The sequence below is a fragment of the Paenibacillus terrisolis genome (genome assembly GCF_056171975.1).
In genome coordinates this window covers 22,742-49,678 of record NZ_JBKFGG010000016.1, presented here as the reverse complement: position 1 = coordinate 49,678, position 26,937 = coordinate 22,742, and the positions used below count along the sequence as shown (strand labels likewise).

General features: G+C 53.1%; 20 protein-coding genes. 13 read left to right on the top strand and 7 right to left on the bottom strand.

Annotated elements, in window-relative coordinates:
* Positions 1–371 precede the first annotated feature (371 nt).
* Positions 372–2,420 carry an amylo-alpha-1,6-glucosidase gene (locus ACI48K_RS14925; RefSeq protein WP_475028405.1) on the top strand — a complete coding sequence of 683 codons (2,049 nt, stop codon included), beginning with the start codon at positions 372–374 and terminating at the stop codon, positions 2,418–2,420.
* 6 nt (positions 2,421–2,426) lie between these two features.
* Positions 2,427–4,394, top strand: coding sequence for a type I pullulanase (gene pulA / locus ACI48K_RS14920; protein ID WP_475028404.1), 1,968 nt, complete (start codon positions 2,427–2,429; stop codon positions 4,392–4,394).
* Positions 4,395–5,056: 662 nt separating this feature from the next.
* Here pulA and ACI48K_RS14915 read toward each other — a convergent pair.
* From ACI48K_RS14915 to ACI48K_RS14900, 4 genes are all read right to left on the bottom strand, one after another.
* Positions 5,057–7,381, bottom strand: coding sequence for a glycoside hydrolase family 65 protein (locus tag ACI48K_RS14915; RefSeq protein WP_475028403.1), 2,325 nt, complete (start codon positions 7,379–7,381; stop codon positions 5,057–5,059).
* Between the two features lie 94 nt (positions 7,382–7,475).
* On the bottom strand, positions 7,476–8,135 hold the full coding sequence (gene pgmB, locus ACI48K_RS14910) for a beta-phosphoglucomutase (protein WP_475028402.1): 660 nt from the start codon (positions 8,133–8,135) through the stop codon (positions 7,476–7,478).
* A 158-nt stretch (positions 8,136–8,293) separates the two neighbouring features.
* Positions 8,294–9,328, bottom strand: coding sequence for a LacI family DNA-binding transcriptional regulator (locus ACI48K_RS14905; RefSeq protein ID WP_475028401.1), 1,035 nt, complete (start codon positions 9,326–9,328; stop codon positions 8,294–8,296).
* A gap of 288 nt (positions 9,329–9,616) precedes the next feature.
* Complete coding sequence (locus ACI48K_RS14900) at positions 9,617–11,362, bottom strand: alpha-glycosidase (RefSeq protein WP_475028400.1); 1,746 nt, start codon at positions 11,360–11,362, stop codon at positions 9,617–9,619.
* Positions 11,363–12,330: 968 nt separating this feature from the next.
* Between ACI48K_RS14900 and ACI48K_RS14895 the strand changes: the two genes are divergently transcribed.
* From ACI48K_RS14895 to ACI48K_RS14885, 3 genes are all read left to right on the top strand, one after another.
* Positions 12,331–13,653, top strand: coding sequence for a sugar ABC transporter substrate-binding protein (locus ACI48K_RS14895; RefSeq protein WP_475028399.1), 1,323 nt, complete (start codon positions 12,331–12,333; stop codon positions 13,651–13,653).
* A 106-nt stretch (positions 13,654–13,759) separates the two neighbouring features.
* Positions 13,760–15,058: a carbohydrate ABC transporter permease gene (locus tag ACI48K_RS14890; RefSeq protein WP_475028398.1), complete on the top strand. Its 1,299-nt coding sequence runs from the start codon at positions 13,760–13,762 to the stop codon at positions 15,056–15,058.
* Entirely contained in the window at positions 15,055–15,900 is an 846-nt protein-coding gene (locus ACI48K_RS14885; protein WP_475028397.1) for a sugar ABC transporter permease, read from the top strand. Before ACI48K_RS14890 ends, ACI48K_RS14885 begins: the two co-directional genes overlap by 4 nt.
* 778 nt (positions 15,901–16,678) lie before the next feature.
* Here ACI48K_RS14885 and ACI48K_RS14880 read toward each other — a convergent pair.
* From ACI48K_RS14880 to ACI48K_RS14870, 3 genes are read right to left on the bottom strand one after another with little or no spacing between them, the layout of a single operon-like run.
* On the bottom strand, positions 16,679–17,944 hold the full coding sequence (locus ACI48K_RS14880; protein WP_475028396.1) for a hypothetical protein: 1,266 nt from the start codon (positions 17,942–17,944) through the stop codon (positions 16,679–16,681).
* A gap of 14 nt (positions 17,945–17,958) precedes the next feature.
* Positions 17,959–18,456: a prepilin-type N-terminal cleavage/methylation domain-containing protein gene (locus ACI48K_RS14875; protein ID WP_475028395.1), complete on the bottom strand. Its 498-nt coding sequence runs from the start codon at positions 18,454–18,456 to the stop codon at positions 17,959–17,961.
* A complete protein-coding gene (locus ACI48K_RS14870; RefSeq protein WP_475028394.1) occupies positions 18,457–18,930 on the bottom strand; it encodes a type IV pilus modification PilV family protein in 474 nt (157 codons plus the stop codon).
* Positions 18,931–19,204: 274 nt separating this feature from the next.
* Here ACI48K_RS14870 and ACI48K_RS14865 point away from each other — a divergent pair, with 274 nt between their 5' ends.
* The 8 genes from ACI48K_RS14865 to ACI48K_RS14830 are packed head-to-tail and all read left to right on the top strand — an operon-like array spanning position 19,205 to position 26,509.
* A complete protein-coding gene (locus ACI48K_RS14865; RefSeq protein WP_475028393.1) occupies positions 19,205–20,893 on the top strand; it encodes a GspE/PulE family protein in 1,689 nt (562 codons plus the stop codon).
* Positions 20,890–21,939 carry a type IV pilus twitching motility protein PilT gene (locus tag ACI48K_RS14860; protein WP_475028392.1) on the top strand — a complete coding sequence of 350 codons (1,050 nt, stop codon included), beginning with the start codon at positions 20,890–20,892 and terminating at the stop codon, positions 21,937–21,939. The genes ACI48K_RS14865 and ACI48K_RS14860 overlap by 4 nt, the downstream gene beginning before the upstream one ends.
* A gap of 1 nt (position 21,940) precedes the next feature.
* Positions 21,941–23,149, top strand: a complete 1,209-nt coding sequence (locus ACI48K_RS14855) for a type II secretion system F family protein (protein ID WP_475028391.1) — start codon at positions 21,941–21,943, stop codon at positions 23,147–23,149.
* Positions 23,150–23,173: 24 nt separating this feature from the next.
* Positions 23,174–23,614 (top strand): prepilin-type N-terminal cleavage/methylation domain-containing protein, encoded by a 441-nt coding sequence (locus tag ACI48K_RS14850; RefSeq protein ID WP_475028390.1) that lies wholly within the window; start codon positions 23,174–23,176, stop codon positions 23,612–23,614.
* A 12-nt stretch (positions 23,615–23,626) separates the two neighbouring features.
* Positions 23,627–24,307, top strand: a complete 681-nt coding sequence (locus ACI48K_RS14845; RefSeq protein ID WP_475028389.1) for a prepilin peptidase — start codon at positions 23,627–23,629, stop codon at positions 24,305–24,307.
* A complete protein-coding gene (gene pilM / locus ACI48K_RS14840) occupies positions 24,274–25,239 on the top strand; it encodes a type IV pilus biogenesis protein PilM (RefSeq protein ID WP_475028388.1) in 966 nt (321 codons plus the stop codon). The genes ACI48K_RS14845 and pilM overlap by 34 nt, the downstream gene beginning before the upstream one ends.
* Complete coding sequence (locus tag ACI48K_RS14835) at positions 25,236–25,802, top strand: hypothetical protein (protein WP_475028387.1); 567 nt, start codon at positions 25,236–25,238, stop codon at positions 25,800–25,802. Before pilM ends, ACI48K_RS14835 begins: the two co-directional genes overlap by 4 nt.
* On the top strand, positions 25,799–26,509 hold the full coding sequence (locus ACI48K_RS14830; protein WP_475028386.1) for a hypothetical protein: 711 nt from the start codon (positions 25,799–25,801) through the stop codon (positions 26,507–26,509). The genes ACI48K_RS14835 and ACI48K_RS14830 overlap by 4 nt, the downstream gene beginning before the upstream one ends.
* Positions 26,510–26,937 lie beyond the last annotated feature (428 nt).

Below are 26,937 nucleotides of genomic sequence, written 5' to 3'. Positions count from 1 at the left end.
AAGTCCAAATTGTTGTATAAAGTGCACAAAAAACACAGTAAATCAGCGTAAAAATGGCCTTTAAGGCTAATTTGTTGCATAAAATACAACATTTGAGCCGCATCGTTTGGTTCATGCCCAAATTGTTGTATAAAGTGCAACATTCGCTACCCCGGCCATGTGATTAGCGGCGTCAAAATGGTCAAAATTTATGGCCGTAAGAGTAGGGGAGAACAATGTAATCGAAACATCGGCGCCCCATCCATCCGACTTTGTGCAAACGATTGACCTCAAAGAAGCAACGGTGATATAATGCACCACAGATAGGAACGTAAACGTTTAACCAAGGGATTATTCGGAGATTGCTCTCTGGCTTTGAAAGGGGAAAAGGCATGGAACACCGAGCATACATTTTGGGACGCAGCGCCTGGCGTACGATGGAGGAAGGAAATGAACGCGAGTGGCTGATTGGCAACGGGATCGGCGGGTATGCCAACCATTCGGTTCCCGGCGGGGGATACCGGATGTCGCACGGATACTTGGTCGCTTCGGCCAAAGCGCCGGTAAACCGGTTTTTGGTTTTTACAAGAACGCAGGAGCAGCTTGAAATCGGGGGGAGAGAGTATGATCTGACTTCCCAGCAATATATGAATTGGGCCAAAAACGGCCAGAAGTATTTACGGCGTTTCAAGCTGGATACGGTGCCGGAATATGATTATCAGGTGGAGGATGTACGTCTCCGCAAAACGATCGCCCTGGAATATGGGCATAATACGGTCACGGTATGCTATGACATCACCGGCGGCAAGGAGCGAACCCGGGTGAAGCTATTGCCGCTGTTCAATTATCGATCGGCCGGTGCGGTGTCGGAGAAGGGAAGTCTGCGGTTTGAGACGCGTCTGAACGGAAACCTGCTGCAGCTTATGCCGGTGAGCAGCCCGAAGACGACGATTGCCTTTATAACCTCGGCGGGGACCTACCTGGACCGCTCTACACTGCCCACCACTATGGCGACGCCGACTCATGTGTACGATGAAGGGCATTTTTACTCGTTTGAGAACCGGAACGGTTTTCTAGGGGTGGACTGCCATTATACGCCGTATGAAATCCATCTGACGGTAGAGCCCTATGAAAGCAAACGTTTTTATATCAAATGCTCCACCGAGCCGCTGGACGAAAAGGACGGATTTACGATTGTCCGCGAATATAAAGAGCGGATGAACGGGCTGGTCCGGGCGGCGGGATACGGCGACCGCCTGGCCGACCGCCTTGTGGAGGCGGCGGATCATTTTATCGTCGACCGGGAATCGACGGGACTGAAGACCGTTTTGGCCGGTTATCCCTGGTTCACCGATTGGGGCCGGGATACGATGATCGCGATGCACGGACTCACGTTATCGACCAAAAGATACGGCGAAGCGCGCGAAATTTTGCAATCTTTTTCAAAGTACGTGCGTGGCGGGTTGATTCCGAATATGTTTCCCGACGACGGTCAGGAGCCGTATTATAACACGGTGGACGCCTCGCTTTGGTATTTTGAGGCGGTCTATGAATATTTGAAACATACGGGTGGGGAAGATGATTATAGGTTCGTTCGCGAAAATATTTTTCCGAAGCTGCTTGAGATTATCGACGCTTACCGGGATGGTGCCGATTTTTCCATAGGAATGGACGACGACGGGCTCATCCGCGCGGGAAGCGGGCTTGATCAGGTTACCTGGATGGACGTGCGGGTCGGGGATTGGGTCGTTACGCCGAGGCACGGCAAACCGGTCGAGATCAACGCTTTGTGGTACAACGCGCTTTGTGTCATGACAGAGCTGTCGGAACATTTCGGGCAACCCTCGCCATATGATAAATTGGCACAAAAAGTCCATGAATCCTTTAACCGGCGTTTCTGGAATGCCGAAGCGGGTTGCTTGTACGATGTCGTCGACGTGAAGCAGGCGGACGGAAGTTATGCGGACGACGCCGCGATCCGACCGAATCAGATCTGGGCCGTGTCTTTGCCGTTTACGATGCTGCCTTTGGAGCAAGCGGCTAAGGTGGTCGGCACAGTGCATCAGGAGCTTTACACGCCATACGGCCTGCGTTCGCTGTCTTTTCGCGACCCGGAATACAAAGCCAGGTACATCGGGAAACTGATGGATCGGGATGCCGCATACCATATGGGAACGGCATGGGCCTTTCCGCTAGGCGCATTTATCACGGCGTACTGTAAGGTAAACGGTTACAGCGCTCGGGCTGTGGCGGACGCCAAGGACATGTGCGAGGTGTTTGAGGATCATCTTTACGACGGGGGAATCGGCGGAATTGCCGAGATTTTTGACGGGGAGTTCGCTTGTACCGGGAGAGGCTGCTTCACTCAAGCCTGGAGTGTCGGAGAGATCCTGCGGGCGTACACGGAAGAAGTACTGCCGAATATGAAGGGATTGGAGTGAATCCGTTTGTCAGTACAAAAGGAAAACGATATTGTTTTTGATTATGGAGATTTGGCGGCAACAGACGGAATTTCTGTATTTGCGCAGGAATTCGATGTGAAATTTTATTATGAAGGCAGCGACCTGGGGGCCATCTATAGCCCTGACCGCACGGCGTTTCGGCTGTGGGCGCCGACGGCCTCGGAGGCAAGGGTCGTATTTTACGACGCGTGGAATGCGGCGCCGGCCCGGGAGATTCCCATGCGGAGGGATGTTCAGGGAACCTGGGTGTTAACCGTGTTTGAGGACTGCCAAAATATTTATTATACGTATCGCGTCAGAATCGGATCGCAGTGGAATGAAGCGGCCGATCCTTACGCCGAAGCGGTTGGGGTTAACGGAGACAAAACGGTAGTGCTCGACCTGTCCGGAACCAACCCGGGAAATTGGGACGAGGACGAAAAACCTCCCTTGGAATCGCTAACGGATGCGGTCATTTATGAGCTGCATATTCGCGACTTATCGATTCATCCGGACAGCGGCATCCGGCACAAAGGGAAGTTTCTTGGCTTGACCGAGAGCGGCACGCGCGGACCTGAAGGAATTCCTACGGGACTCGATCATATCTCGTCTCTTGGCGTCACGCATGTCCAGTTGCTCCCGGTCTTCGACTACTCACGGGAAAGCGTGGATGAAACCAAGCTGGATCAGCCTCACTACAACTGGGGATACGATCCGAAAAACTATAATGTTCCCGAAGGTTCGTATGCAACGGATCCTTATTCTCCGGCTACTCGCATCAACGAACTGAAACGGGCGATACAGGCGCTGCATAAACGCGGCCTCAGGGTGATCATGGACGTTGTGTACAACCATGTTTTCGACGGTTACCTGATTCATTTTACGAAGCTCGTGCCGGGATATTATTTACGCTACAAAGCGGACGGCACTTTTTCGGACGGGGCCTTCTGCGGCAATGAATGCGCATCCGAACGGCCGATGATGTCGAAGTACATCGTTGAATCGGTGTTGCATTGGGCGCGCGAGTATCACGTCGACGGCTTCCGTTTCGACCTGATGGGCTTGATCGACATCGGTACGATGAACGAAATCCGGCGCCGGCTGGATGAAATCGACCCTTCGATCATGATGGTCGGCGAGGGATGGATCATGGATACGGTGCTGCCGGAGGATCGGCGGTCCAACCAGAACCACGCCTGGCAGCTGCCGCGGATCGGGCACTTTAACGATGGGCTGCGGGATGCGGTGAAAGGGGATATTTTTCACTCGGAGCATAGAGGGTTCATCAGCGGCGGCGACGGGTTCGAGGAGCGCGTAAAACGCGGCGTGGCCGGAGGCATTTACTACGGCGGGTCCATTTCGCAATTTGCGGCGGAGCCCGTGCAATGCGTGAATTACGTGGAGTGCCACGATAATCATACGCTTTGGGACAAAATCGTTTTTTCCACCCCTGGCGCATCCGAGGAACAGCGCAGATACATGCACCGCCTGGCTTCGGCCATCGTGCTGACCAGCCAGGGGATTCCGTTTCTCCATGCCGGGCAAGAGTTTATGCGGACGAAAAACGGCACCGAAAACAGCTACAAATCGCCCGTGGAGATTAATTGGCTGGATTGGGAGCGCTGCGCCGGGCATCAGGCCGACGTATCGTACATGCGCAGTCTGACTCGGCTGCGGCAGGCGCATCCGGCGTTTCGCATGCGGACGGCGCAGGAGATTCGCGACCATCTGCGGTTCGAGGCCGCGCCGGGCCATGCGGTGGCCTATACGCTGCGGAGCCATGCCGGAGAGGATGAGGATCGCCATCTTTACGTGCTGTACAACGCGAACCCCGGTACGGTATCGCTGACGCTCCCCGCGCTGGGCCATTGGGAAACGCGGTTCGGCAGCGAGCATGTGCGCACACTGGAGCCTTACTCGTGCTACCTGGAGGTTCAAGGCATCGGCATGGTGGTGCTGGGCGTCGCTCCTTGACGGAGGATTTTGCGGGAGAGTGGACTAATAAAGCAATTCGCGAAAACGATAACGGTACAAAAGGGCGCTATTCCGGTGAATGGCCCCTTTTTTTGCTAAATAGCGGCACAAAATGGCTCTTTTTCCGCCAAAGTGACTCAAACATAGCCGATTTCCGTCCTTTTTAGAAGAATAACGCCCTTTTTAGGCGCTATTTTTCAACTATTCAGCCCAAAGCCCAAATTAAGGTCACGATTTACCGCTATTTCCGGCAAGGTCGAAGGAAAGAAGCAAGTAGTCGACCAACCGGTAAGGTTTAAGGAAAGAAGCAGGTAGTCGACCAACCGGTAAGGTTGAAGGAGAGAAGCCTGTATCCGGCAGACCGGCAAGTTTGGAGAAAAGAAGCATGTAGTCGCCGATCACCCGCCATACAGCGAAATCCCGTATGCTGGGAGCTCGCGTGGGGTGCGAAAGGGGGAGCGAAAACATCAGTCCAACTTACAGTGTTTCATCGAGTTAATAGTGAACGGGTCAATCCCCCAAAAGCCTGGCTCTCCGTTCAACGCTTTCCATCAACGCTCCCCGTCAACGCTCAAAGCTCAAACCCAAAAGCCGCTCCCCAGCCTATATGGGCCAGGGAACGGCTTTTCCATAAATAAATAAGTACCGCGAAAGGGGGAGCGTTAAATTGTCGTCACAGACGAAGCCCGAGTGGCTTTTACTTCGCCAAGTCCGCTAACCGTGTAGCTTTGGTCGTAAATCCGGATGGCTGCCGGGATTTCCGTCTCGTTGGCTACGTGGATGCCTTCTTCCGTAACGTTGACTTGCAGGCGCGAGCCGCGGAACATAACTTTGAACGAGAAGGATTTCCAGTGCGACGGGATGAACGGGCGCAGCACGAGCTCGCCGCCATCAACGCGCAGGCCGCCGAAGCCTTGGATAATCGACATCCAGGTGCCGGCCATGCTGGTAATGTGGCACCCGTCCTCGGTGTCGTTGTTATAGTTGTCGAGGTCCAGACGGGCCGTACGCAGGTACATCTCGTAGGCCTTCTCCTGATACCCGAGCTCGCAGGCGAGAATCACATGCAGGCAAGGGGAGAGGGAGGATTCGTGCACCGTCATCGGCTCGTAGAAATCGAAATTCCGCTTTTTCGCTGCTAGATCGTAGCGGTCGCCGAGGAAATAAAGACCCTGCAGCACGTCGGCCTGCTTGATGAAGCAGGAACGCAAAATACGGTCCCAGGACCAGTTCTGGTTAATCGGCAGATTGCCCGGCGCGAGATCCTTCACGGCGATGAGCTCTTTGTCGAGGAAGCCGTCCTGCTGCAGGAACACACCGCGCTCTTCGTCGTAAGGGTAATACATGTTGTCGATGATGTGCCGCCACTGCTTCGTTTCCGAGTCCTGAAGCTGCAGTTTGTCGACCAGCACCGCATAATGTCCGGCGTCGTTCTCCTTAAGATGCTCCAGCGATTCCAGCGTATATTCCAGCGTCCAGGCCGCGATCCGGTTCGTGTACCAGTTGTTGTTCACGTTGTTTTCGTATTCGTTCGGACCCGTTACGCCCAGGATGACGTATTTGCCTTTGGACGCCGAATAATTCACGCGCCCTTCCCAGAAGCGGGAAATCTCCGCAAGCACTTCAAGGCCGTATTCGCCGAGGTATGCTTTATCACCTGTATAATTCACATAGTTATATATCGCGTAAGCGATCGCGCCGTTGCGGTGGATTTCCTCGAACGTAATTTCCCATTCGTTATGGCATTCCTCGCCGTTCATCGTCACCATCGGATACAGCGCGCCTTTGGTAAAGCCCAGTTTACGGGCGTTTTCCTTGGCTTTTTCCAGATGCTTGTAGCGGTAGATCAGCAGATTGCGGGCAATTTCGGATTCCGCCGTGCTGAGGTAAAACGGCACGCAGTACGCTTCCGTATCCCAGTAGGTGCTGCCGCCGTATTTTTCCCCGGTGAAGCCCTTCGGACCGATATTAAGCCGGTCATCCTCGCCGTTGTAAGTTTGATTCAGCTGAAAAATATTAAAGCGGATCGCCTGCTGCGCCGACACGTCCCCATCGACGATAATGTCGCTCTCTTTCCATTTCTCCGCCCAGGCCTCGGCTTGCTCGCGGAGCAGCGCGTCAAACCCAACCCGCTTCGCATCAGCCAGCGTCTTGGAACCGGCGGATACAAGCTCGCCGAGCTCGTGATTCCGGGAAGTGACATTAGCGACGTATTTGTAGAAGGCGATTTTCTCGCCGCGGCCGGCCTCAACGCCGACTTGGGCGGCGACGTATTTCTCTTGCTCGGAAAAAGCAGGCTGAAGCTCCAGCTTCTCGCCGTTTTTAAACACGTCAAAGGCCATCAGGGAAGTCACATGAAAATCGAGCTTTTTCGTTTTGACCGTCAGATAGGATTGATCCGCTGCGGCGACCTTTTCCACTTCAAGCCAAAATTTCTCCTCGTAGTTGGAGTCCTTATTCTGCACATCGCCGTCAAGATAAGGCATAAGCGCGATCGCTCCGTCAAAATTGAGCGGCGTTATTTCGTACCGGATCGCGCCGATCTGGCGACGGGTTACGCTGACGAAGCGAACCGACTTCACGGAGACTTCTTTGCCGCCGCCAAGAACGGCCGTAAAACTCCGGGACAGGTAGCCATCTTTCATGTTGAGCTCCCGGACAAAGTCTTTTACCTCACATTTGGCCAGATCCAAGGTTATCCCGTCGATTTCGACGTTGATTCCGATCCAATTCGTACTGTTCAGCACTTTGGCGAAATATTCGGGATAGCCGTTTTTCCACCAGCCAACACGGGTTTTGTCGGGGTAGTAGACACCCGCCATGTAGCTTCCTTGGAGGGAGGGACCGCTGTATTGCTCTTCGAAGTTGGCGCGCTGTCCCATAAATCCGTTGCCGATGCTGAAAACGCTCTCGGATATTTCATGCGTGGCGGGATCAAAGGATTCCTCGATGATAGACCACTCATCCAGTTTTAAATATTGTTTCACGGTAACCGGCTCCTTTAGGTCATTCTCTGTTAATAGTTTTATAAAAAAAGGAAGATAACTATTCGTCACTTGTCGCTGGAAATACCTTATTTTTTCAGGAGGGGAACAGCTCAAGCAGGCGTTCTGCAGTCATGGCGGCAAGGGAAGGCACCACGAAATTGGCCTGGGCCAGGATTTCCGGCCGGCCGATACCGATGCAGCACATCCCGGCGCGGCGTGCGGCTTCGATCCCCGCCTCGGCGTCCTCGAAGACGACGCACTGCTGCGGGGAAACGCCCAGCTCACGGGCGCCGAGCTGAAAAACCTCCGGGTCCGGCTTGGCGCCGGACGTCCGGGTGCCGTCGATGATGGCGTCAAAATACGGCGCAAGCTGCGTATTGTTCAGAATCGTCATCGCATTTTTGCTGGCCGACCCGAGAGCAAGCTTCAGGCCGCGTTCCCGGCATCCCCGTAAAAACTCAAGAACGCCCGGCAATATTTCCGAAGCATCCATCGCCGAGATGAATTCGACATACCAGCCGTTTTTCCGGACGGCCATTTCTTGCTTGGTTGCGTCATCGGCTTCAATCCCGCCGACGCCAAGCAAAATATCCAGGGAAGCCATGCGGCTGACGCCCTTCAGCTTCTCGTTACCCAGTTCGGTAAACTCGAAGCCAAGTTCGGCGGCCAGGCGCTTCCAGGCCAGGTAATGATACTTGGCCGTGTCCACGAGCACTCCATCCAGATCGAATAAACAGGCTTTGATGAGGGACATTATTTTTCCTCCTACAAGTGTTGTAAGCATGAACTCCACGATTCAACTTCGCGCAAAACCTGCACCGTAAACATCTGTACAATTAGCGCAAACGTTTGAACAAACGGTAAAAAATAAAAGAAGCTTATGGGCTTCATTTATTTTTGCTCTTCAGGCCGTTATTTTTTCGGTACCGAATACATGGAAGAATCGCGCACGATCAACCGATGCGGAATAATTTGCCGCTTCGGATATGATTTGTCGCGGCTGTTCTGGATCGCTTGGATAAGCACCTGGGAAGCGGTATATCCCATGTTGTATATCCCGATATCCATGCTGCTCAGCGGCGGCGTCGAAAGCTCCGAGAGCGGGATGTTGTTGAAGCTGACCAGCGCCAGATCTTCGGGAACCCGGTATTTCAGTTCATGCAGCCCCCGCAGAACGCCAAAAGCAACTACGTCATCGATCATGACGAGTGCTGTCGGACGGTCCGGGAGATTCATGAAAAACGACATGGCCCGGTATCCGCTGTCCTGAAGAAATTCGCCTTCTACAATCCATTCCTGCCGGCTCTCCAGTCCCGAATCCTTCAGCGCAGCCAGATAACCCTTCAGCCGGTCTTTGGACACCACTAGCTCAGGAGGGCCGCTGACGAACCCGATGCGCTCATGTCCGAGGTTGATCAAATGCTTCGTGGCATCGTAGGAAGCCTGGACATTATCGTTATCTACCGAATAAATATCCGGATATAGTTCACTGCGTCCGATGAGGACAAACGGATGACCGCCATCGTGCAGAAAATCGATCACCGGATCGTTTTCCCTCGAATAAAGCAAAATCACGCCGTCAACCCGGCGGCCGTTCAGCAGCCTGGATACGCCTTCGACTTCTTCCTTTTCATTGGCGCCCGAGCTGATCAGCACATCGTAGCCCAGACGGCTGGCCTGGGTGACGATCCCGCGAATGAGCTCCATGAAAAAGAAGTTGGAGAACAGCTCTTCCGCGGATTTCGGCAGCATAATGCAAATGCTGTTGGTTGTTTTGGACACCAGGCTTTTGGCCATCATATTCGGATGGTACCCTAGCTGTTCCATGATGAGTTTGACTTTTTTCGATGTTTCGGCGCTAATTCTCGGATGGTTGGACAGCACCCGGGACACGGTAGAGGGCGATACTCCGGCCTTTTTGGCAACATCCTTTATTGTAACAGCCATAAGAAACCTCCTCTGTGGAACCGTTTGCTTTACATTGTAATCTTAATCGAAAGATAGAGTAAAGTAAATAAGCAATGCCCAAGAAAGCGTTATTATTCACGTCCAATCGCCTATTGTTACTCATATATGGCATATATTAACTTGATTTCGGATAGTGCAAGGAAACGGGAGAAATTAAGCGGATATCAAAGAAAAATCGAAATTTTTAGCCGAAAACAGCAAGAACCCGACTGTGCAAACGTTTGATAACAAGCCGGCGCTGTCGAACCTTTTCTCGCAGCCCCCAGATTAAACTTCTTTCGTCAATACGGCATAACCGTAAGCCGGGAGCTTGACGGTCAATTTCCCGCCGAAAGTTTTGAAGGCTTGGCCGCTCATGGCGTCGCGCCAGCTTTGGCCTTCCGCAGTGACTTCGATGGGTTGACCGGCATCGTAGTTGTTCAGCAGAACCAGCACGGACTTGCCGTCTAGCCGGCGTTCATAAGCCAGCTTGGAGCCGCCCTTTTCCGCGCAGAGGAAATGGATCGAACCCGTTCGCAGAGGCGCAAGCTCCTTGCGGACGGCAATCAGCTTCCGGTAGAATTCGAACAGCTTATGATCCTGACGCTCCGGGGTCCATTCCATGCATTTGCGGCAGTCCGGGTCCGGTCCGCCGTCCAGGCCGATTTCGTCCCCGTAATAGATGCAGGGCGTGCCGCTGTACGTAAATTGGAACAAAGCCGCCAGCTTCATTTTATCCTTGTTGTCTTCGCAAAGCGTCAGCAGGCGGGCCGTATCGTGGCTGTCCAGCAAATTGAAAGCCGCTTCGGTGGCCTGCAGCGGGTAGCGCGAAATTTGCTTGCCGATGGCATGGGCGAAACCGGCCGCATCCAGCTTCTCGCGCACCACAAAGTCGAGTACGGCATCCGTGAACGGATAGTTCATCACGGCGTCGAACTGGTCGCCCTGCAGCCATGGAGAGGATTCGTGCCAAATCTCGCCGAGAATGTAAGCCTCGGGATTGGCTGCTTTGACAACCTTGCGGAAGTCGCGCCAGAACTGATGGTCGACCTCATTGGCGACGTCCAGGCGCCAGCCGTCGATGCCGATCTCCTTAATCCAATATTCGGCCACCTTGAGCAGGTATTCCTTTACTTCCGGATTCTCGGTGTTCAGCTTCGGCATATGAGGCTCAAAGGCAAAGGCATCGTAAGTAGGAACTCCATCTTTGACGCCCAGCGGGAACTCGCGTACATGGAACCAGTCTTTGTAGCGGGATTTCTCGCCGTTTTTGAGCAGATCCACGAATGGAGCGAAGGTTTTGCCGGAGTGATTGAAAACCGCATCGAACAGAACACGGATGCCGCGGTCGTGACAGGCGCCGACGAGTTTTTTGATCGTAACGATGTCCCCAAAATGCGGATCGATTTTCATATAGTCGGCCGTATCGTATTTATGGTTGGTTGTCGCTTCGAAAATAGGGGTAAAATAAATTCCGGTAATCCCCAGCTTGCTCAAATGGTCGAGATGGTCAATGACGCCCTGCAGGTCGCCGCCGAAAAAGTTGTCGCGTTCCGGTTTCCCGCCCCAAGGCAGAACATCCTCCGGATCATTGGTGGAATCGCCGTTCGCGAACCGTTCCGGGAAAATTTGATAAAAAATCGTGTCCTTTACCCATTCCGGCGTAGTGAACACGTCAACGGGATTAATGAACGGAAATTCGAACAAGCGGTCCGGTATCGGCGGGCGTTCCCGGGTGAATTCATTTTCCGTCATCCAGATCTGTTCCTCGCCGGATTTGAGCAGAAAACCATACTTCAACCGGCGCAGCTTCGGCCGAATGGCGCATTCCCAATAATCGAACATTTCGTCGGAGACCAATTTGGTCATGGGGACGAGCTCTTTGGTCTGATCCCAGGCATATTTATCTCCCGCATAAGCGTATGCCTCGGTCAGATCGTTTTTCTTCGCGCGCAAGCGAAGGTGCACGGTTTTCAGATCATAAGCGTAAGACCAGTTCAGTTTAGGACGATGATAAATCGCTTCAAGCAGCATGATGATTCCTCCTAAAAGTTTTGTGAGCGTTACTTCCTTGAACCGGCTTCGAACAAAACTCGCTTCGGAAGCGTGGACTTAAGTTTTGTGAGCACAGCTTCCTCAAATATGAGTTGAAATGATCAACTGAGGCGCTTGGCAGCCGTGCAAATATTCCTGCGATCGCTGTTGTTCCCGGATTTTTTGATTATGCGAATTCAATTATGGAATAAATCCGGGAACAAAGGCGAACGCTCCGCTTCTTCGGAACATATTGCACTCTTGCCTTAACTCCTTCAGTGAAAGTTCAACTTCATAATATGGAGCTTCATCACCTAAAGACCGTTATCCGACAAGCATTCACCCTGCCCGCTAAGGCCAAACTTCTATGTATGAAGCATAGCCTTAGTACCAAAGTTGCTTGGCAAGCTTCATTTGCCCGGATAACATAAAAAAGGCACATCCGGGCGGGCCAAAACCAAGCCGAGGATGTACCTTACCGATAACATTGCCTTCGAGTTTTCAGGTGAACCAAAGGAAGCAGGTTCATTTAATCCGGATTATAGCACTGTTCAAACCATTGCACAAGTCGGGCAAATCAAGGCCGTAAGTCTCCTGCCCAAGACTGGTTTCCCCCCTTGGGTCAACTCCCCGGGAGGCCCGTCACTTAGAGAAAAAAGGCACAATCTCTCAAGTTGGTGCGGACATCGCAAATGTGTGAAATGGAGTTAATTTGCGTTAGGTGGAGAATTTGAGAGATTATTAAGGTAAATCAGAGAATAATCCCGGAATACGACAAGTGCAAACGTTTTTACAATACATCGCCTATGTTGTATGATGTTTTCAGAGATAAAGCGCTTACGAATAGAAAAATCCGAATGAAACACGTAAGAAACAAACATTGGGGAAATTTTCTCCGTTTTTTCTGAAATCGTTTGCGCAACATTCGGGACAAGCGTTTTATACAAATTCAAGGAGGGGTTCGTATTATGAAGTCCAAGAAACTATTGACCCTGTTCGCTGCGTTGTCTTTGGTCGTATCGATCACGGCCTGCGCTTCGAACAACAATAGCGGAAACAACAGCGCCAACGCGCCGGCACCAACCAACAATGCTACTACGGAAAACACCGGAAATAATTCCGCCGCACATGCGGAGGAAATCGTCCCAGAAGACGGCGCTGAGCTGGTGGTATGGGAAAGCAAGGAAGAGAGAGTGTTTACGGACGAAATTGCCAAGCAATTTACCGAAAAATACGGCGTTAGTGTAAAAATCGAAGAAGTGGCTCCACCGGACCAAGTCGGGAAGCTGACGCAAGACGGTCCTTCCGGGCTGGCTGGCGATGTGCTGATCATCCCTCACGATAATTTGGGCAACGCAGCGTCATCCGGCTTACTTCTGGCCAATGACGTGTTTGCCGATGAGACGACAAAGAACAACACGGAAGCATCGGTTCAAGGTGCTACCTATGACGGCACACTGTACGGCTATCCGAGATCGGCCGAAACAATGGCGCTCTTCTACAACAAGTCTTTGCTGCCTAATCCGCCAAAAGACTTCAAAGATGTCATCGATTTCAGCAAAACGTTCACGGACAAAGCCAAAAACAAATACGGCATTATGTGGGAGACCGGCAACCTGTACTTTAACTATCCGTTCATCGCTTCGACCGGCGGTTATCTGTTCGGCGACAACGGGACGAATAAGGACGATATCGGTCTGGCCAACGATGGCGCAATCGAAGGTCTGAAAGTATTCCAAAGCCTGAAAGAAATCCTTCCGATCAACAGCGGCGACATCAATCCTGACATTAAACGCAGCTTGTTCAACGAAGGCGATTTGGCAATGGATATCAACGGCCCTTGGGAACTGGCAGGCTATAAAAAGGCGCTTGGCGATAATCTGGGACTGGCTCCATATCCGTCGGTGGACGGCAAAACGGCCATCACCTTCTCCGGCATCAAGATTTGGGTCGTTAACTCCTTTACCAAATATCCGAATGCGGCCAAATTGTTCGCTAACTTCGCCTCCTCAAAGGATGCCCAGCTTCTTCTGAACGAAAAGGTTGGAGCCGTGCCGACGAACCTGGAAGCTCTGGAATCCGACCAAATCAAAAACGACCCATACGTTTCCGTCTTTGCGGAACAGGCGAAAAACTCGCAGCCGATGCCTTCCATTCCGGAAATGGCCAACGTTTGGTCTCCTGTGAACGCGGCTTTGCCGGAAATCTGGAACAAAAATGCTGATCCGAAGGCGGCCATGGATAACGCGGTCAAACAAATTACGGACCTGAACAATGGGGCCGAAGAGTAAATAGAGGCTAGATTTCTCGGCATCATTGAAGAAACGAGTTTTACCCGCCGCTCCCAGAGCGGCGGGTAATTCCTTGATTTCCCAAGGGAGAGGAGAAGGAAGGGAAATGGACCGACACAAAAGTAACGCAACTGTGCTTTCGATACTGTGCATGGGACTAGGGCAAATATATAATCGCCAATATATCAAGGGATTGCTCTTTTTGCTTTTTGAAGCTTTAAGCCTCACTTATTTAATCAACAATTTGGGATATGCGGTTTGGGGGATCGTTACACTCGGGGAAACGCCAAGAAACGCACGTAATATGAATGGACACTGGGATCATTCCATCTTCATCATGATCCAGAGCTTGATTACGCTGCTGTTTGTGGCGATATGCATCATCGTCTACATTATGAACGTTAGGGATGCCCGTAGAATCGGGGAGGAAAGAGAAAAAGGCAAGAAACCAAACAACTTCAAGCAGTCGGTCCGCTATGTGCTGGATTATAAATTTGCCGTAGCGTTCTTGACCATACCCGCTATCGGGATTTTGTTCTTCACCGTCATGCCGATCATCTTCATGATCATGCTGGCGTTTACCAACTATTCCGCACCGAAGCACATCCCGCCGGCCATGCTGGTCGATTGGGTCGGATTCAAGACCTTCCACGATCTCGTGGCGCTGAAGACCTGGAGTCATACGTTCTACGGCGTGCTGACGTGGACGATCATCTGGGCGGTTTTGTCCACGATTACGACGTATTTCGGCGGTCTGCTTGTGGCCCTGCTCATCAATCAAAAAGACATTCGCTTTAAAGGGTTGTGGAGAACGGTTCTGATCCTTCCATACGCAATTCCGCAGCTGATTTCGCTGCTGGTCATGAGAAACATGTTCAATGGCCAGTTCGGCCCGATTAATCAATATTTCAAATATTTTGGCCTGGATGGCCTGCCGTGGCTGACCGACCCGTTCTGGGCGAAGGTTACGGTCATCGTCGTTAACATGTGGGTGGGTATTCCGGTATCCATGCTGCTGATCTTGGGCGTACTGACCACGATTCCGAAGGATATGTATGAAGCCGCCGAGGTGGATGGGGCCACCGGGTTTCAAAAATTCAAAATCGTCACGCTGCCCATGGTGCTGTTTACGACTGCGCCTACGTTAATAACCCAATTCGCCGGCAATATCAACAACTTTAACGCGATTTACCTGTTGACGGGAGGCGATCCCGTGAACGGGAAATACCAATATGCCGGATCTACCGACCTTTTGGTAACTTGGCTATATAAGCTGACGCTGAATCAGAACAAGTACAACATGGCATCGGCTATCGGGATCATTATCTTTTTGATCGTGGCCTCGTTCTCGATATACAACTATCGCAGAACCAAGTCGTTTACAGAGGAGGATATGATCCAATGAGCGGACGTAAAGCTAGAGATGCGGTTCGGCTTACAGCCAGTTACATTGTACTTATTATGTTGTGCATCGCCGCGGTTTACCCGGCGCTTTGGGTCGTGCTCGGCTCTTTCCGGCCAGGCAAATCGTTATACAGCAAGACCTTGTTCCCGAAACAATACACGCTAGACCATTACCATGAATTGTTCACTTCGAAAAGTTATCTGTTTGGCCAGTGGTATCTGAATACACTCAAAATTGCCGTATGTTCCATGGTGCTGGGCGTCCTTCTAACGATGCTCACCAGCTACGCGGTTTCCCGCTTCCGGTTCCGCGGACGGAAAACGGCGCTTTCGACGATGCTCGTTCTCGGCATGTTCCCGGGATTTATGAGCATGATCGCCATTTACCTGCTGCTGCGCGAGCTGCAGTTGCTCGATACGCATATCGCCTTGATTATCGTGTATGCGGCGGGGGCGCCGCTGGGCGGGACGTTTATCGCCAAAGGTTTTCTCGACACGATCCCCCGTTCGCTGGATGAAGCGGCTCGGATCGATGGAGCGAGCAACTTTACGATTTTCAGACGCATCATTCTCCCTCTGTCCAAGCCGATGCTGACCTATATGGCGTTAACCCAGTTTGTCGGTCCATGGGTTGACTTCATCTTCGCCAGACTGGTGTTGCGGACAAAAGAGAATTGGACACTGGCCGTGGGCATGTGGGACATGGTCAGCAGCAACCAGAACTCGAACTTCACCTTGTTTGCCGCCGGAGCCGTTCTGATCGCGCTGCCGATCACGATTTTGTTCATGTTTCTGCAGCGGCTGCTGGTTGACGGCCTCACTTCGGGCGCCAGCAAAGGATAAAAAAGCAAATGGGTATAGCCTCAGTTTTTCTGAGCGGTTATACCCTTTTTTTATACATACGTGAGTTTGCAAAAGGAGAGCTTCGGTTTTAAAGCAGCGGGCAGTGGGGATGGCGGAGGCGGAAAGTGCCTTGCTTGGCCCACCGATTCATGAATCAGTGGACCCTGATTAACGGGAAAACCTCCAGTTAAAATGGAGAAATCGGAGAGAATTGCAGGATTAGCTGGAAATCCTCCTGTTAAGTTCGGCACTTTAGGGAAATAAGAGCAAGATGCCGAAAAATAGCTGGAGATTTTCCAGTTAAAACTCTGAAAGTGCAGGGGAGTGCAATATTAGCGGGAGGAAATCCAGTTAACTAAAAAGGGTTAGCGCAGATCATGCTCCTCTGATCGCAAATGAACCGAAGTACTTGAACTTTTGGCGCAAATATGCAATGGACGTGAATTTAGGGCGACTTTTTTAGCACTCGGAATCAATTCGGAACTGTCGGGATGGGCGAGGAAGGCTCAATAATCTGAGTAGTCAGCAACTATTTGATGAGCAGCCAGCTATACCAATCAAGAGCAGCCAGCAAGCCAATTAATGTGGTAGCCAACGACCATCCAATATGTTTGAATCAATCTGATTTTGACTAATTTTAAGGCCATATGCATAGGAAACTTAAGTGCAAACGTTGCACTAAACTCGACAAAAAGACGTCAGTTCGTAGCTCCCCGTCAAAAAGGGGCAATTGGACTGCCGTCGTGGAAAAAGCCGCCACTGAATAATGCAAAGCATTTTATTCGATGATCATCGTTTCTTCGCTGAATTCAATGTCGGACGACTCCTCGGGCTGCTCGGGTTGGCTCGTGTTCGCGGCGCGGATCGTAAAGCCGTTGTTCCCGTTAATATTGATGCTGCTGTTGGTGTACAAATAGCCGGTTAATGAAGTTGAGCTGGAGCTGTCGTTAATCGCGACGTCTCCGTCCGAGTACAATGCGAACCGGTTGTCGTCCCGCAAATTTCCGCTAGTAGATCCGCCGACGTAAATGTTCCCCGCCGTAAGTTTGGTGTGGACAGCCAAAGAACCGCCCGCATAAAAAGTCCCTACAAGGGTGATGCCTTCCGAGTGAGGATCGTCCAGATTGGCCGACCCGGCAATCCAGATGGTTTCTCCGGACTGAATCAGCGTTCCTTTCCCGGAGAGCGAGCCAAGCACGTAAATATTCCCGGTTGCCCGAATGGTGTTGTCGCCGTTCATATTAATCGAGCCTGTGACGAGCAAATCTCCGTTCACGACCAGACCGGTTCCCGTTTGCATGATGATATTGCTGACCGCAATCGAGGAGGCGTATGTTTTCGTGCCGTCCTTGATCGTGAGATCCGTAGGGTTGCCGTTTCTCACCAGAGTGCTTCTGACGGCGGCCGCCTCATTTCTGATATTCCCCAAAATATTCGCGATATTAACCCTGGCGGGAGGAGCAAGATCGTTTTTAGGCGTGAACGGCGTGACGATTTGGCCCTGAATATTGGCCCCATTGCGGTTCAAAAGGGACCCGGCGTACAAATGGCCGATGATCGTCGTTCTGGAAGAGAGATTGACCATGCTTTGGCTGACTACGGCGTAATCCCCCGTGCCGCTCCCCGGAGGCGGAGGCTCCGAGGGATTTCCGGTAAGCCGTACGCTGATCCTTTTTCGAAACATTTGGGTTACCTTGTTCGATACACCTTGGGCAGATACCACGGCGGTGTATTTTTTAGCCTCCCGGTCGAGGGTCACGCTGCTTTCATCTACAAAGGGGGCCGCCGCATCGCGGATTTGCTCCAAAGTAATCCCATCCTTGTCTTTAAGTGAAATAATGGCCTCGCGAACCCCGGACAGCTTGATCATTAACTTGGTTTCCCCGTCGGCCTGGGCGGAGACGATATCCTGCGAAACATTGACCATTCCCTGGGAGTTCGTGACGTTCTCCATCACGATCGTGCCGATGACAAACAGAAGGACGACAAGCAGCAGCACGGACAGCAGGGCGTACCCTTGTTCATGGCGGGCAGGTTTTACCATCAACCGAATGCACCTCACGATAATAATTTAATGGAGAAGAATAAGTACAAAGGCTCCACCTTGTCTTCGCCGTCAAGCCCAAACTGCAGATGAAGCTGCAGATCATTCGTTCCTTTGGTGAAATAAGAGCCGCTAAGAACAAGACGTTCGTCGCCCAAAGGGCTCCCGTTCACGAGCAGCCGGCCATTCGCCAGGCTGACGGCAAGCGGGCGGGTCGATTCGCTGAGGACGTCGGTCGCAATCTGAGCTTGAAAAGCGGTAAATGTGCCCGAACCGCCTCCGGAAGGAGAGACCGAAACCGCATTTTGCAGTTCGGCCTGTAACGCCGAGCTGAGCGTGATCGCTTCGTTTCTAAGCTCCGTCTCATGATTGATGCGGACAAAGGCAAAAATCGACGTCGTCAGGACAGTGGAGACCAGAATAAGCAGAAGCCCGGTCAAAGCCAGGGCGGCGAGCAGCTCGACGAGGGTCAGCCCGTCCTCTTTTTGAATCGCAATCGGCTTGGACAACATTCAGTTTCCTCCTGCAGCCTTATATTCCCTTTTGGCGGCGCCGGTGATCGGGACATGATGCCGGTAAGTTCCGGGGTGGTCTTTATCCGGGAGCCAATAAGTCGTAACGGTGATGTATAGAATGTCGGGATCGGCCGGGTACTTGGAGTTTGTAGCGCAGATTGTAGTTTTAGTGAGGTAGATATCCGTAGTTGTGTCGGGAATGTTGCTTTGCGCACAGGTTGCTTTCCCGAGCAAATCATCGAACGGCAGCGACTGAATCTCGTGCAGCCTCGCGTTGGCCAGTTGAGTTGCGGACAGCCGTTCGTTCGTCAGCCTGCTCTGGGCGGCGCTGTTCGTAAAAAAAGAGAGAAAATACAAGCTGACGATGGAAAGCACAATTAATGCCGCGGCCACTTCGATGAGCGTAAGCCCGTTTTCTCTATTTTGCATGTCGCGAAGGGAGATTTTGCGGCGGCGAAAAAATAGATTCATTTTGTTGCTCCCCTCGCTTTCTAAGTAAATAGTAGGAGGCCGGCCGTTTGATAACTGGGTATATTATACTATAAAATAATAGCGCATAATACCTAAAAAGGTTATAATTTCTGTGTAAATAGTTCTTTTAAACTAGCAAAACAAATTTGTGATAACTTATTCCTCAGATTACACACTCTCTTTGGCATCTTTGAAACGTACTCCATTCGAAATCTCTCAGTCATTTATCCGAAAGCAACGGCTATTTTTAGTGAATGTTGACGAGGTGAACCTCATGTACACGACCAAGAAAAGGCTCGGGGAGCTTCTGCTGGAATCCGGGATCATTACGGAAGCCGAACTGCGGAACGCGCTTGAAGAGCAGCAGCGCACCAAAAAAAAGCTTGGCGACGTGTTGCTAGCCCAAGGCGTGTTGACGGAGCACCAGCTCATCGAAGTGTTGGAATTTCAGCTTGGTATTCCTCATGTGACCCTGTCGAGGTTTCAGATCGACGCCAAACTGAGCCAAATCATCCCCGAGCAAGTCGCCAAAAGGTATCAAGTGCTGCCGATTCGCATCGACGGGCGGAAGCTGATGGTAGCCATGGCGGATCCGCTGGATTTGTTCGTCATCGATGATTTGCGGATGAGCACGGGATTTACGATCGAACCGGCGATTATTTCGCGGGGGGAGCTGCAGCGGGGGATTGCCCGTCTATACGGACTGCAGGACTCCATGAACGAAATGATCAGGGATCTGGGGGCCGCCGGCCAGTTGGAGGCGGAAGAGGCCTCGATCATCGGCGAGGATTCGCCGGTTGTCCGGCTCGTGCAGCAAATGATCGAGCAGGCGGTCCGCCTCGGAGCGAGCGACATCCACGTCGATCCGATGGAGACGGAGCTGGGGATCCGCTACCGGATCGACGGCATGCTGCGGAGTGAGCGGGCGATTCCGAAGTCGATGCAAGGGGTCATTATTGCACGGCTGAAAATATTGGGCAATATGAACATTGCCGAACGCCGGCTGCCGCAGGACGGGCGCATCAAGATGAACGTCGACGGCAAATCGGTCGATATCCGCTTGTCTTCTCTGCCAACCGTGCATGGAGAAAAAATCGTCATGCGGCTGCTTGACATGGGCGGCGGCGTCAAAGGGCTGGACAAGCTCGGCATGACCGAGCGGAATCTGGGCCATTTCCGGCGAATGATCGACAAACAGCACGGGATCGTCCTGCTGACGGGTCCAACGGGCAGCGGCAAGACGACGACGCTCTATTCCGCGCTGCAGCATTTGAACCGCGAAGAAACGAATATCATCACGGTCGAGGACCCGGTGGAATATATGATCGACGGCATTAACCAGATGCAGGTGCATCCTGCGGCCGGGTTAACCTTTGCTAAGGGGCTGCGGTCAATCCTTCGCCAGGACCCGAACATTATTATGGTCGGGGAAATCCGGGACCTGGAAACGGCGGAAATCGCTATCCGGGCTTCGCTTACAGGCCATCTCGTATTTTCTACGCTGCATACCAATGACGCGGTCAGCACCGTGATCCGGCTGCGGGACATGGGAATCGAGCCTTATCTGATCGCGTCTTCCCTAAGCGGTATCGTAGCCCAAAGACTGGTTCGGTGTATTTGCCCCGATTGCAAAACCTCTTATACGCCGGAGCTTCAGGAGAAGCTGGTTTTGGAGAAGCTGGGGGTTAAGGCCGGGAAGCTATTCCGCGGAACCGGCTGCGGCACCTGCGGCAAAAGCGGTTACCGCGGCCGGATGGCTATTCATGAGGTGCTGCTGATAAGCGATGAGCTTCGCACGGCCATCGTTAAGGGCTCATCCGTTCATGAGCTCCGCAAAAAAGCGTTGGATATGGGCATGAAGACGCTGTTTGAGGACGGCATTCGAAAGGTGGCGGAGGGGGAGACCACCCTTCAGGAAATTCTCCGCGAAGCCGACCAGGAAGGACAGGTGATCCAGAGTTGAAGGAATCGGGAGAGCATTTTATCGAACTGCTGCGGCAGGCATTCAACGCGGGGGCTTCGGATCTTCATGTCACGGTCAATTCGCCGCCGGTACTGCGGATTGACGGGGAACTGCATCCCTTTGGGGATGAAGTGCTGTCGCCGGCCAAGCTGGAGGAATTCGTCGCGGGCATCATGAGTAAGCCGCAATACGAAAAATTTGCCGAAAAAGGCGAGCTCGATTTCTCGTATGGCGTTCCGGGCGTTTCCCGTTTCCGGATTAACGCGTTCCGGCAGCGGGGATCGATGAGTATTGCCGCGAGGGTTATTTCTCCGGTAGTGCCTTCGTTCGATTCGCTAAAGCTTCCGCAAATTTTGCCGAAGCTGGCGCAAAAACCGCAGGGCCTGTTCCTCGTGACCGGACCGACGGGCAGCGGCAAGTCGACGACGCTTGCTTCTCTGATCGATTACATCAACCAAACGCAGCGCAAGCATATCGTGACGCTGGAGGACCCGATCGAATACCTGCACCGCCACAATCTGTCGATGATCAACCAGCGCGAGGTCGGGCTTGACACGCTATCGTTCGATAACGGTCTCAGGGCTGCGCTGCGGCAGGACCCCGATATCATCCTGGTCGGGGAAATGCGCGACCCGGAAACGATCCGGACCGCGATTACGGCGGCGGAGACCGGGCACCTCGTATTTGCGACGCTGCATACCGCGGACGCGCCGCAGACGATCGACCGGATCATCGATGCTTTTCCGCCAGCCCAGCAGGGACAAATTCGCGTTCAGCTCGCATCGGTGCTGCTCGTGATTTTGTCGCAGAGGCTTTTGCCCGCCCGCAGCGGCCGGGGTCGCGTATGCGCAACGGAAGTGCTGCTCAATTCGCCGGCGGTCGGCAATTTGATTCGCTCGGAGAAGGTGCACCAGATCAAAAACGTGATGCAGACGAATTTCCAGCAGGGCATGCATACGCTGGAGATGAATTTGCGGGAACTGCTGCGCCAGGGAGCGGTCGACGAAGCCGCCGCCAAGCTTTATTTATCGGAAGGACAGATGTGAGATGCCGCAGTACAAATATCAGGCCAAAGAGCCGGGCGGCCGGGCTCATCGCGGCGTTATTCAGGCCGCCGACCGCAGCGCGGCGCTGGTTGAGCTGAAGCGGCAGCAGATGGTAGTTACCGGGCTGCGGGAGCAGCGCGACAACATCTGGAACAAGGATTTTTATTTCGGCAGTCCGGTCAAAAACGAACAGTTCGTCGTGTTCTGCCGGCAGTTCTCCACCATGATCCGGGCCGGCATTTCGATCGTGGAGGCGACCGCGGTGCTGGCGGAGCAATCGGAAAGCAAACCGCTTAAAAAGACGCTGGCCGAAGTAACGTCGGAACTCCGCAAAGGCAGCACGTTCTCCGGAGCGATTTCGGCGTATCCAAGGATTTTCCCTTCCATCTTCGTACATATGATCCGGGCCGGGGAAGAGTCGGGCCGGATGGAGGAGACGCTGGAGCGCCTGGCCATCTACTTTGAGAAGGCGCATTACACCCGCGAAAAAGTAAAGTCCGCCATGACGTATCCCATGATCGTCAGCATTATGGCGGTGTTTGTCGTCATCTTTTTGCTGAAGTATCTGATTCCGCGCTTCCAGTCCATGTTCGCCGATCTTGGCGGCGATTTGCCCGCCATCACGAAATTTACGCTGGCGTTAAGCCGGAGCGTGGAGAATCACTGGCCGGTCTGGCTGCTGATCGCTGCACTCGTCATTGCCGGGATTTACTTGCTGCTTAAATGGGAACGAGGCGCGTACGCCTGGGACTATATCAAGCTGCGGATACCCGTGTTCGGGCTGCTGAACCGGAAAAGCGCGATCGCGCAAATGACGCGGACGTTGTCGTCCCTGTACGCCAGCGCGGTTCCGGTACTGCAGGCGCTGTCCATCGCCGAGAAGGTCGTCGGCAACCGGGTGATCGGCGCCACGCTTCAGGCGTGCCAGATTTCGCTGCGGCAGGGCCGGCCATTGTCCGAGCCATTGAAGCAGTCATGGGTGTTTCCGCCGCTTGTGACCCAGATGGTTCGGGTCGGTGAAGAGACCGGTTCTATCGACGCGATGCTCGGCAAGGTGGCGGACTTCTATGAACGGGACGTCGAAAATACGGTGGACAAGCTGAAGCAGTTGATCGAGCCGGTCATGATCGTCATTTTAGCCGGCGTGGTTGGGTTCATCATCGCTTCAATCATCATTCCGATGCTGACGCTTTATAGCAACATCAGTTAAAAAATATGAAGGAGGTAACTATTTATGAGAGCATTGGTTCAACGTTTGCGAAATGAGGAAAAGGGGATTACCCTGATCGAGCTGCTGGCCGTTATCGTGATCATCGGAGTTATCGCCGCCATCGCGGTGCCTATTGTGACCGGGCTGATTACCAATACGAAGGAAAATGCCCGCTCGGCCACGGCCAATCAGATCTACGAGGCGGCCAAGCTGAGATCGATTGCGATCCATAACGGGCAGTTGTCGGGGGATATAACTTTGGGGGACTTGGTAGGTGGCCAATACCTACAGGATGGCATTACAGATCCTGTTACGGGAGAGGATCTGGCTGATGAAACGCACGTAAATCTCGGCAACATCAATACTGCCAATGCGACTGTTGTCTCGTTAGTGGTGGGCAGCAACACCATCAACTTCACTTTGCAAGACTTGAAGGACGGCGGCAAGGGCACAACGTCGTCTTAACGAATAATGCCAATGATAACGGCTATATATTTCGCGGGTGGCCTCGCGGCCGGCTTCGGCCTGGCGCGGGCCGGCCGCCGGATGCTGGCGCGGCGCGGACTGCCGCCCGCCGCGCCCGAAACCGCCACCGCCCGGCTGCGCCTGGCCGGTGACGCCGCTGCCGCCGTCGCGGGGGCGGCGCTGTTCGCCCTGATGCACCTGCGTTTCGGTGCATCGGGCGCGGGGGCGACCGGGCTGCTGCTCGCCGCCCTGGCCGTGCTGATCGCGGTCACCGATTTGACCGCGAAGATCATCCCGAACGGCGCCGTCCTGGGGTTCGGCGCCGCGCTGCTGTTCGCCGTTCCGCTGTCGAGCGGCGAACCGCTTTGGACGCACGCGCTAGGCGCAGCCTGCGGGGGCGGCGTGCTCTTGCTGCTGGCCGTGCTGACCTCCGGCCGGGGAATGGGATTCGGCGATGTGAAGCTGTTCGCCGTTTTTGGCTTCGCCGTTGGTTTCCCCGGCGTTTTCCTGGCTTTGTTTATCGCCAGTTTCACAGGCGCGGCGACAGGTTTACTGCAGCGCGCTTTGGGCCGCAGAAGCCGCCGCGAGCCGCTGGCCTTCGGTCCCTTTTTAGCGCTTGGCACCTTGCTGGTTTACATGTACGGAAAGGAGATCATGCTGTGGTACCTGTCAAACGTCATTCCTCTTTATTAAGCCGCATGAAACGCTCGCCTGCGATTGGGGTTACCATCGATGAAGACGGCGTTCGTTACGTAAAATACAATCCGAAACGGGGAACCGTGGAGCGGGCCGGCTTGCTCGCGCTGGAGGAAGTGCTTAACGAGGACGGCGTTCCGGATTTGTCCAGATGGACCAGAGCCCTGAGAAGATGGGCCAAACGCCGGGGATTGTCCGGCAGTAAAATCCATTTGGCAGCTCCAACTTCCCAGTCGTTCATCCGGTTGATCCGCGTTCCCAAAGTCAAAAGAAGGCAGCTTCGACGTGTCACCGATTTGGAGGTCGAAGGCAGCATCCGAATGCCGTTTGAAAATCCGGTTATCGATTATTACTGGATGGAGGACGGGGAAGACACCGATTCGTTTCTGACCTTTGTGGCGGCGGTGCCGAGGCCGGTTATCGCGGATATGGTTGCCGCGCTTGAGGAGGCCAAGGTGCGTACTGAATCGGTCGATTTGGCCACCATTTCGCTGGCACGCATCCTCAAACACCAGCATCTCCTAGACGATGAACGCATGGTCATGGCCATTCATTTCAAGGTGAAGGAAGCGGAAGTTTATTTGTATCACAAAGGGCTTCCCGATTTTGTCCGCACCTTCTCTCTGGAACCGATGTCGGAGGACAGCTCGAGCACCTGGCGGTATGAGGAAATCGTGTCTTCGGTCACGCGGATCATGAATTTTTACGAGTTTACGCTGCACGACGGAAGCGAACGGGTGCAAAACATCGTTATCGCCGGAGCAGCTCCCGATAAAGAAGCCATCTTGATGCAGCTCTCCGCCGCTTTCGAGCAGGCTGCCGTGTCGGAGGTCGATTTATCCCGTTATTTTGGCGGGGAGTATTCGAACGAGCGGGACAGCTACGCGATTGCCCTGGGACTCGCCATGAAAGGGGCTGACCCGCGATGATCGACATCAATCTGGTTCCGCGAAAAGAAAAGCCGTCATCTACTCCTCTGGTGCTTCCCTTGGGGTTTCTCGTAATCGGACTCGCCTTGGCCGCTTATCTGGTCTTGGGATTTTTGGACGCTCGGGATTCGTCGGCTTCCATGCGCCGGGCCCTCGCCGAAACGGAGCGCCGGCAGGCCGAACTGCAAAAGGAACTTCAGGCGCTTGCGCAGGGACAAAGTCTTGGCGGGGAAACGGAAATGATGATCAACGCCTTGCAGAGGCTGCGTCCGGATTTGAAGCTGCTGCTGGACCGTATGCAGATTCCGCTTCAAGCCGGGAGCAAAATTCAGACGATACAATTAAATGCGGATAATCTGAATTGGACCTGTTATTTTCAAAACCTCGGTCAAGCCAGCTTGTATTTGACAGCCATCCGCGGCGAGTTTGGAAAAGAAGGGCTGCTGATTCAAACGATAACCCAATCGGGTCAAACCGGCCAATCGGGCCAAGTCGGATACATAGGAACATTTCAGTTAAGCGTGCGGGATGCCGTGGACAAGAAAGCGGGTGAGGGAAAATGACCGAAGAGCCAACATCGGCGTCATGGGCTGCGAGGTGGATGATCGTTGCCGCCGTGGTGGTGCTGCTCGCCGGATTGTTTTATTTTTTCGTCTATCGCCCGGAACTGGACGCGTCCAAAGAATTGACGACGGAAAATTCGGCGAAACTCGATTTTCTGCATAAAACGGAAGTGATCGTTCAGAGCAAACGGGAGGAGGCCGGGCGCGCCAATAGGAATGAGACCGGAAAGATCGCGGCCCCTGGGGCGCCGGATCAGGAGGGGATCTTGGGCGATCTCGGAACGGCGGCACAGGGTGCGGGTGTGCAGCTCCGGGAAGTTTCTTTTGCCGCTTCGGACGGTTTAAGTCTGGGAGAAGGCGCGGCTCCAACCGTAACAAATCCTGCTGGCTTCAACGATGGTGCGGCCTCTGGGGCTGCTTCGGAGGTAGCGCAAGACAGAACCGGAAACGCTGCAGGCTTGAATTCACCAGGGATAACCGATATATGGAATGAGGCGAATTGGGCCGCCGGCGGACTTACGCCGATATGGCTGGACATCAAGCTTGGGGGCACGCTGCCGAATCTCGAACGTTTTGCCGCAAATCTGCAGCAGGCGGGACGGCTGTACATCGTTAGCGCCTTCCAGTTCGGGGAGGATCCAAGCGCCGGCGGGTCGGCGGCTCTCCTAAAACTAGTTGCGTTTTATCGGCCGATATCCCAATCCTAATGGCTGCTGCGGCTAAAGTATCCCATTAATAAACCGGCATCCGGCGTAGATGCCGGTTTTTAAATTTCCGGAATAAACCCGGCCGCCAATAGAGGACAATAAGGGCGTTATTTCATAAATGAACAGCCGAATTGAGAAAATAGGGGAACAAAATGGCGCTATTCCAGGCCAGACTGTCTCAAACAGACGATTTTTGCGAGAAATGCGAAGAATAGCGATATTAAAGTCCCTTATTTTTTTGAACATATGCCAAAACGGCAAAATAGCGCCAATAATTGCCCTTAATCGGTTCGAGCCCCAGCTTCAAAGGACAAAACAAACAGCAGCAGTGACTAGCACCCGTTTTTCGGAACACCGGGGAACCGGATCCCCCGTCATTTGAAGAGTCTTATGAACAATTAGCTTTCATTGTTTGATACTTTTTGGTA

What these genes read in the sequence shown, in the direction of transcription:
- ACI48K_RS14925 (WP_475028405.1), top strand. Translation starts at nt 372, where the DNA reads ATGGAACACCGAGCATACATTTTGGGACGCAGCGCCTGGCGTACGATG.
- pgmB (WP_475028402.1), bottom strand. Translation starts at nt 8,135, where the DNA reads ATGTCCCTCATCAAAGCCTGTTTATTCGATCTGGATGGAGTGCTCGTG.
- ACI48K_RS14905 (WP_475028401.1), bottom strand. Translation starts at nt 9,328, where the DNA reads ATGGCTGTTACAATAAAGGATGTTGCCAAAAAGGCCGGAGTATCGCCC.
- ACI48K_RS14900 (WP_475028400.1), bottom strand. Translation starts at nt 11,362, where the DNA reads ATGCTGCTTGAAGCGATTTATCATCGTCCTAAACTGAACTGGTCTTAC.
- ACI48K_RS14895 (WP_475028399.1), top strand. Translation starts at nt 12,331, where the DNA reads ATGAAGTCCAAGAAACTATTGACCCTGTTCGCTGCGTTGTCTTTGGTC.
- ACI48K_RS14890 (WP_475028398.1), top strand. Translation starts at nt 13,760, where the DNA reads ATGGACCGACACAAAAGTAACGCAACTGTGCTTTCGATACTGTGCATG.
- ACI48K_RS14885 (WP_475028397.1), top strand. Translation starts at nt 15,055, where the DNA reads ATGAGCGGACGTAAAGCTAGAGATGCGGTTCGGCTTACAGCCAGTTAC.
- ACI48K_RS14880 (WP_475028396.1), bottom strand. Translation starts at nt 17,944, where the DNA reads ATGGTAAAACCTGCCCGCCATGAACAAGGGTACGCCCTGCTGTCCGTG.
- ACI48K_RS14875 (WP_475028395.1), bottom strand. Translation starts at nt 18,456, where the DNA reads ATGTTGTCCAAGCCGATTGCGATTCAAAAAGAGGACGGGCTGACCCTC.
- ACI48K_RS14870 (WP_475028394.1), bottom strand. Translation starts at nt 18,930, where the DNA reads ATGAATCTATTTTTTCGCCGCCGCAAAATCTCCCTTCGCGACATGCAA.
- ACI48K_RS14865 (WP_475028393.1), top strand. Translation starts at nt 19,205, where the DNA reads ATGTACACGACCAAGAAAAGGCTCGGGGAGCTTCTGCTGGAATCCGGG.
- ACI48K_RS14855 (WP_475028391.1), top strand. Translation starts at nt 21,941, where the DNA reads ATGCCGCAGTACAAATATCAGGCCAAAGAGCCGGGCGGCCGGGCTCAT.
- ACI48K_RS14850 (WP_475028390.1), top strand. Translation starts at nt 23,174, where the DNA reads ATGAGAGCATTGGTTCAACGTTTGCGAAATGAGGAAAAGGGGATTACC.
- ACI48K_RS14845 (WP_475028389.1), top strand. Translation starts at nt 23,627, where the DNA reads ATGATAACGGCTATATATTTCGCGGGTGGCCTCGCGGCCGGCTTCGGC.
- ACI48K_RS14835 (WP_475028387.1), top strand. Translation starts at nt 25,236, where the DNA reads ATGATCGACATCAATCTGGTTCCGCGAAAAGAAAAGCCGTCATCTACT.
- ACI48K_RS14830 (WP_475028386.1), top strand. Translation starts at nt 25,799, where the DNA reads ATGACCGAAGAGCCAACATCGGCGTCATGGGCTGCGAGGTGGATGATC.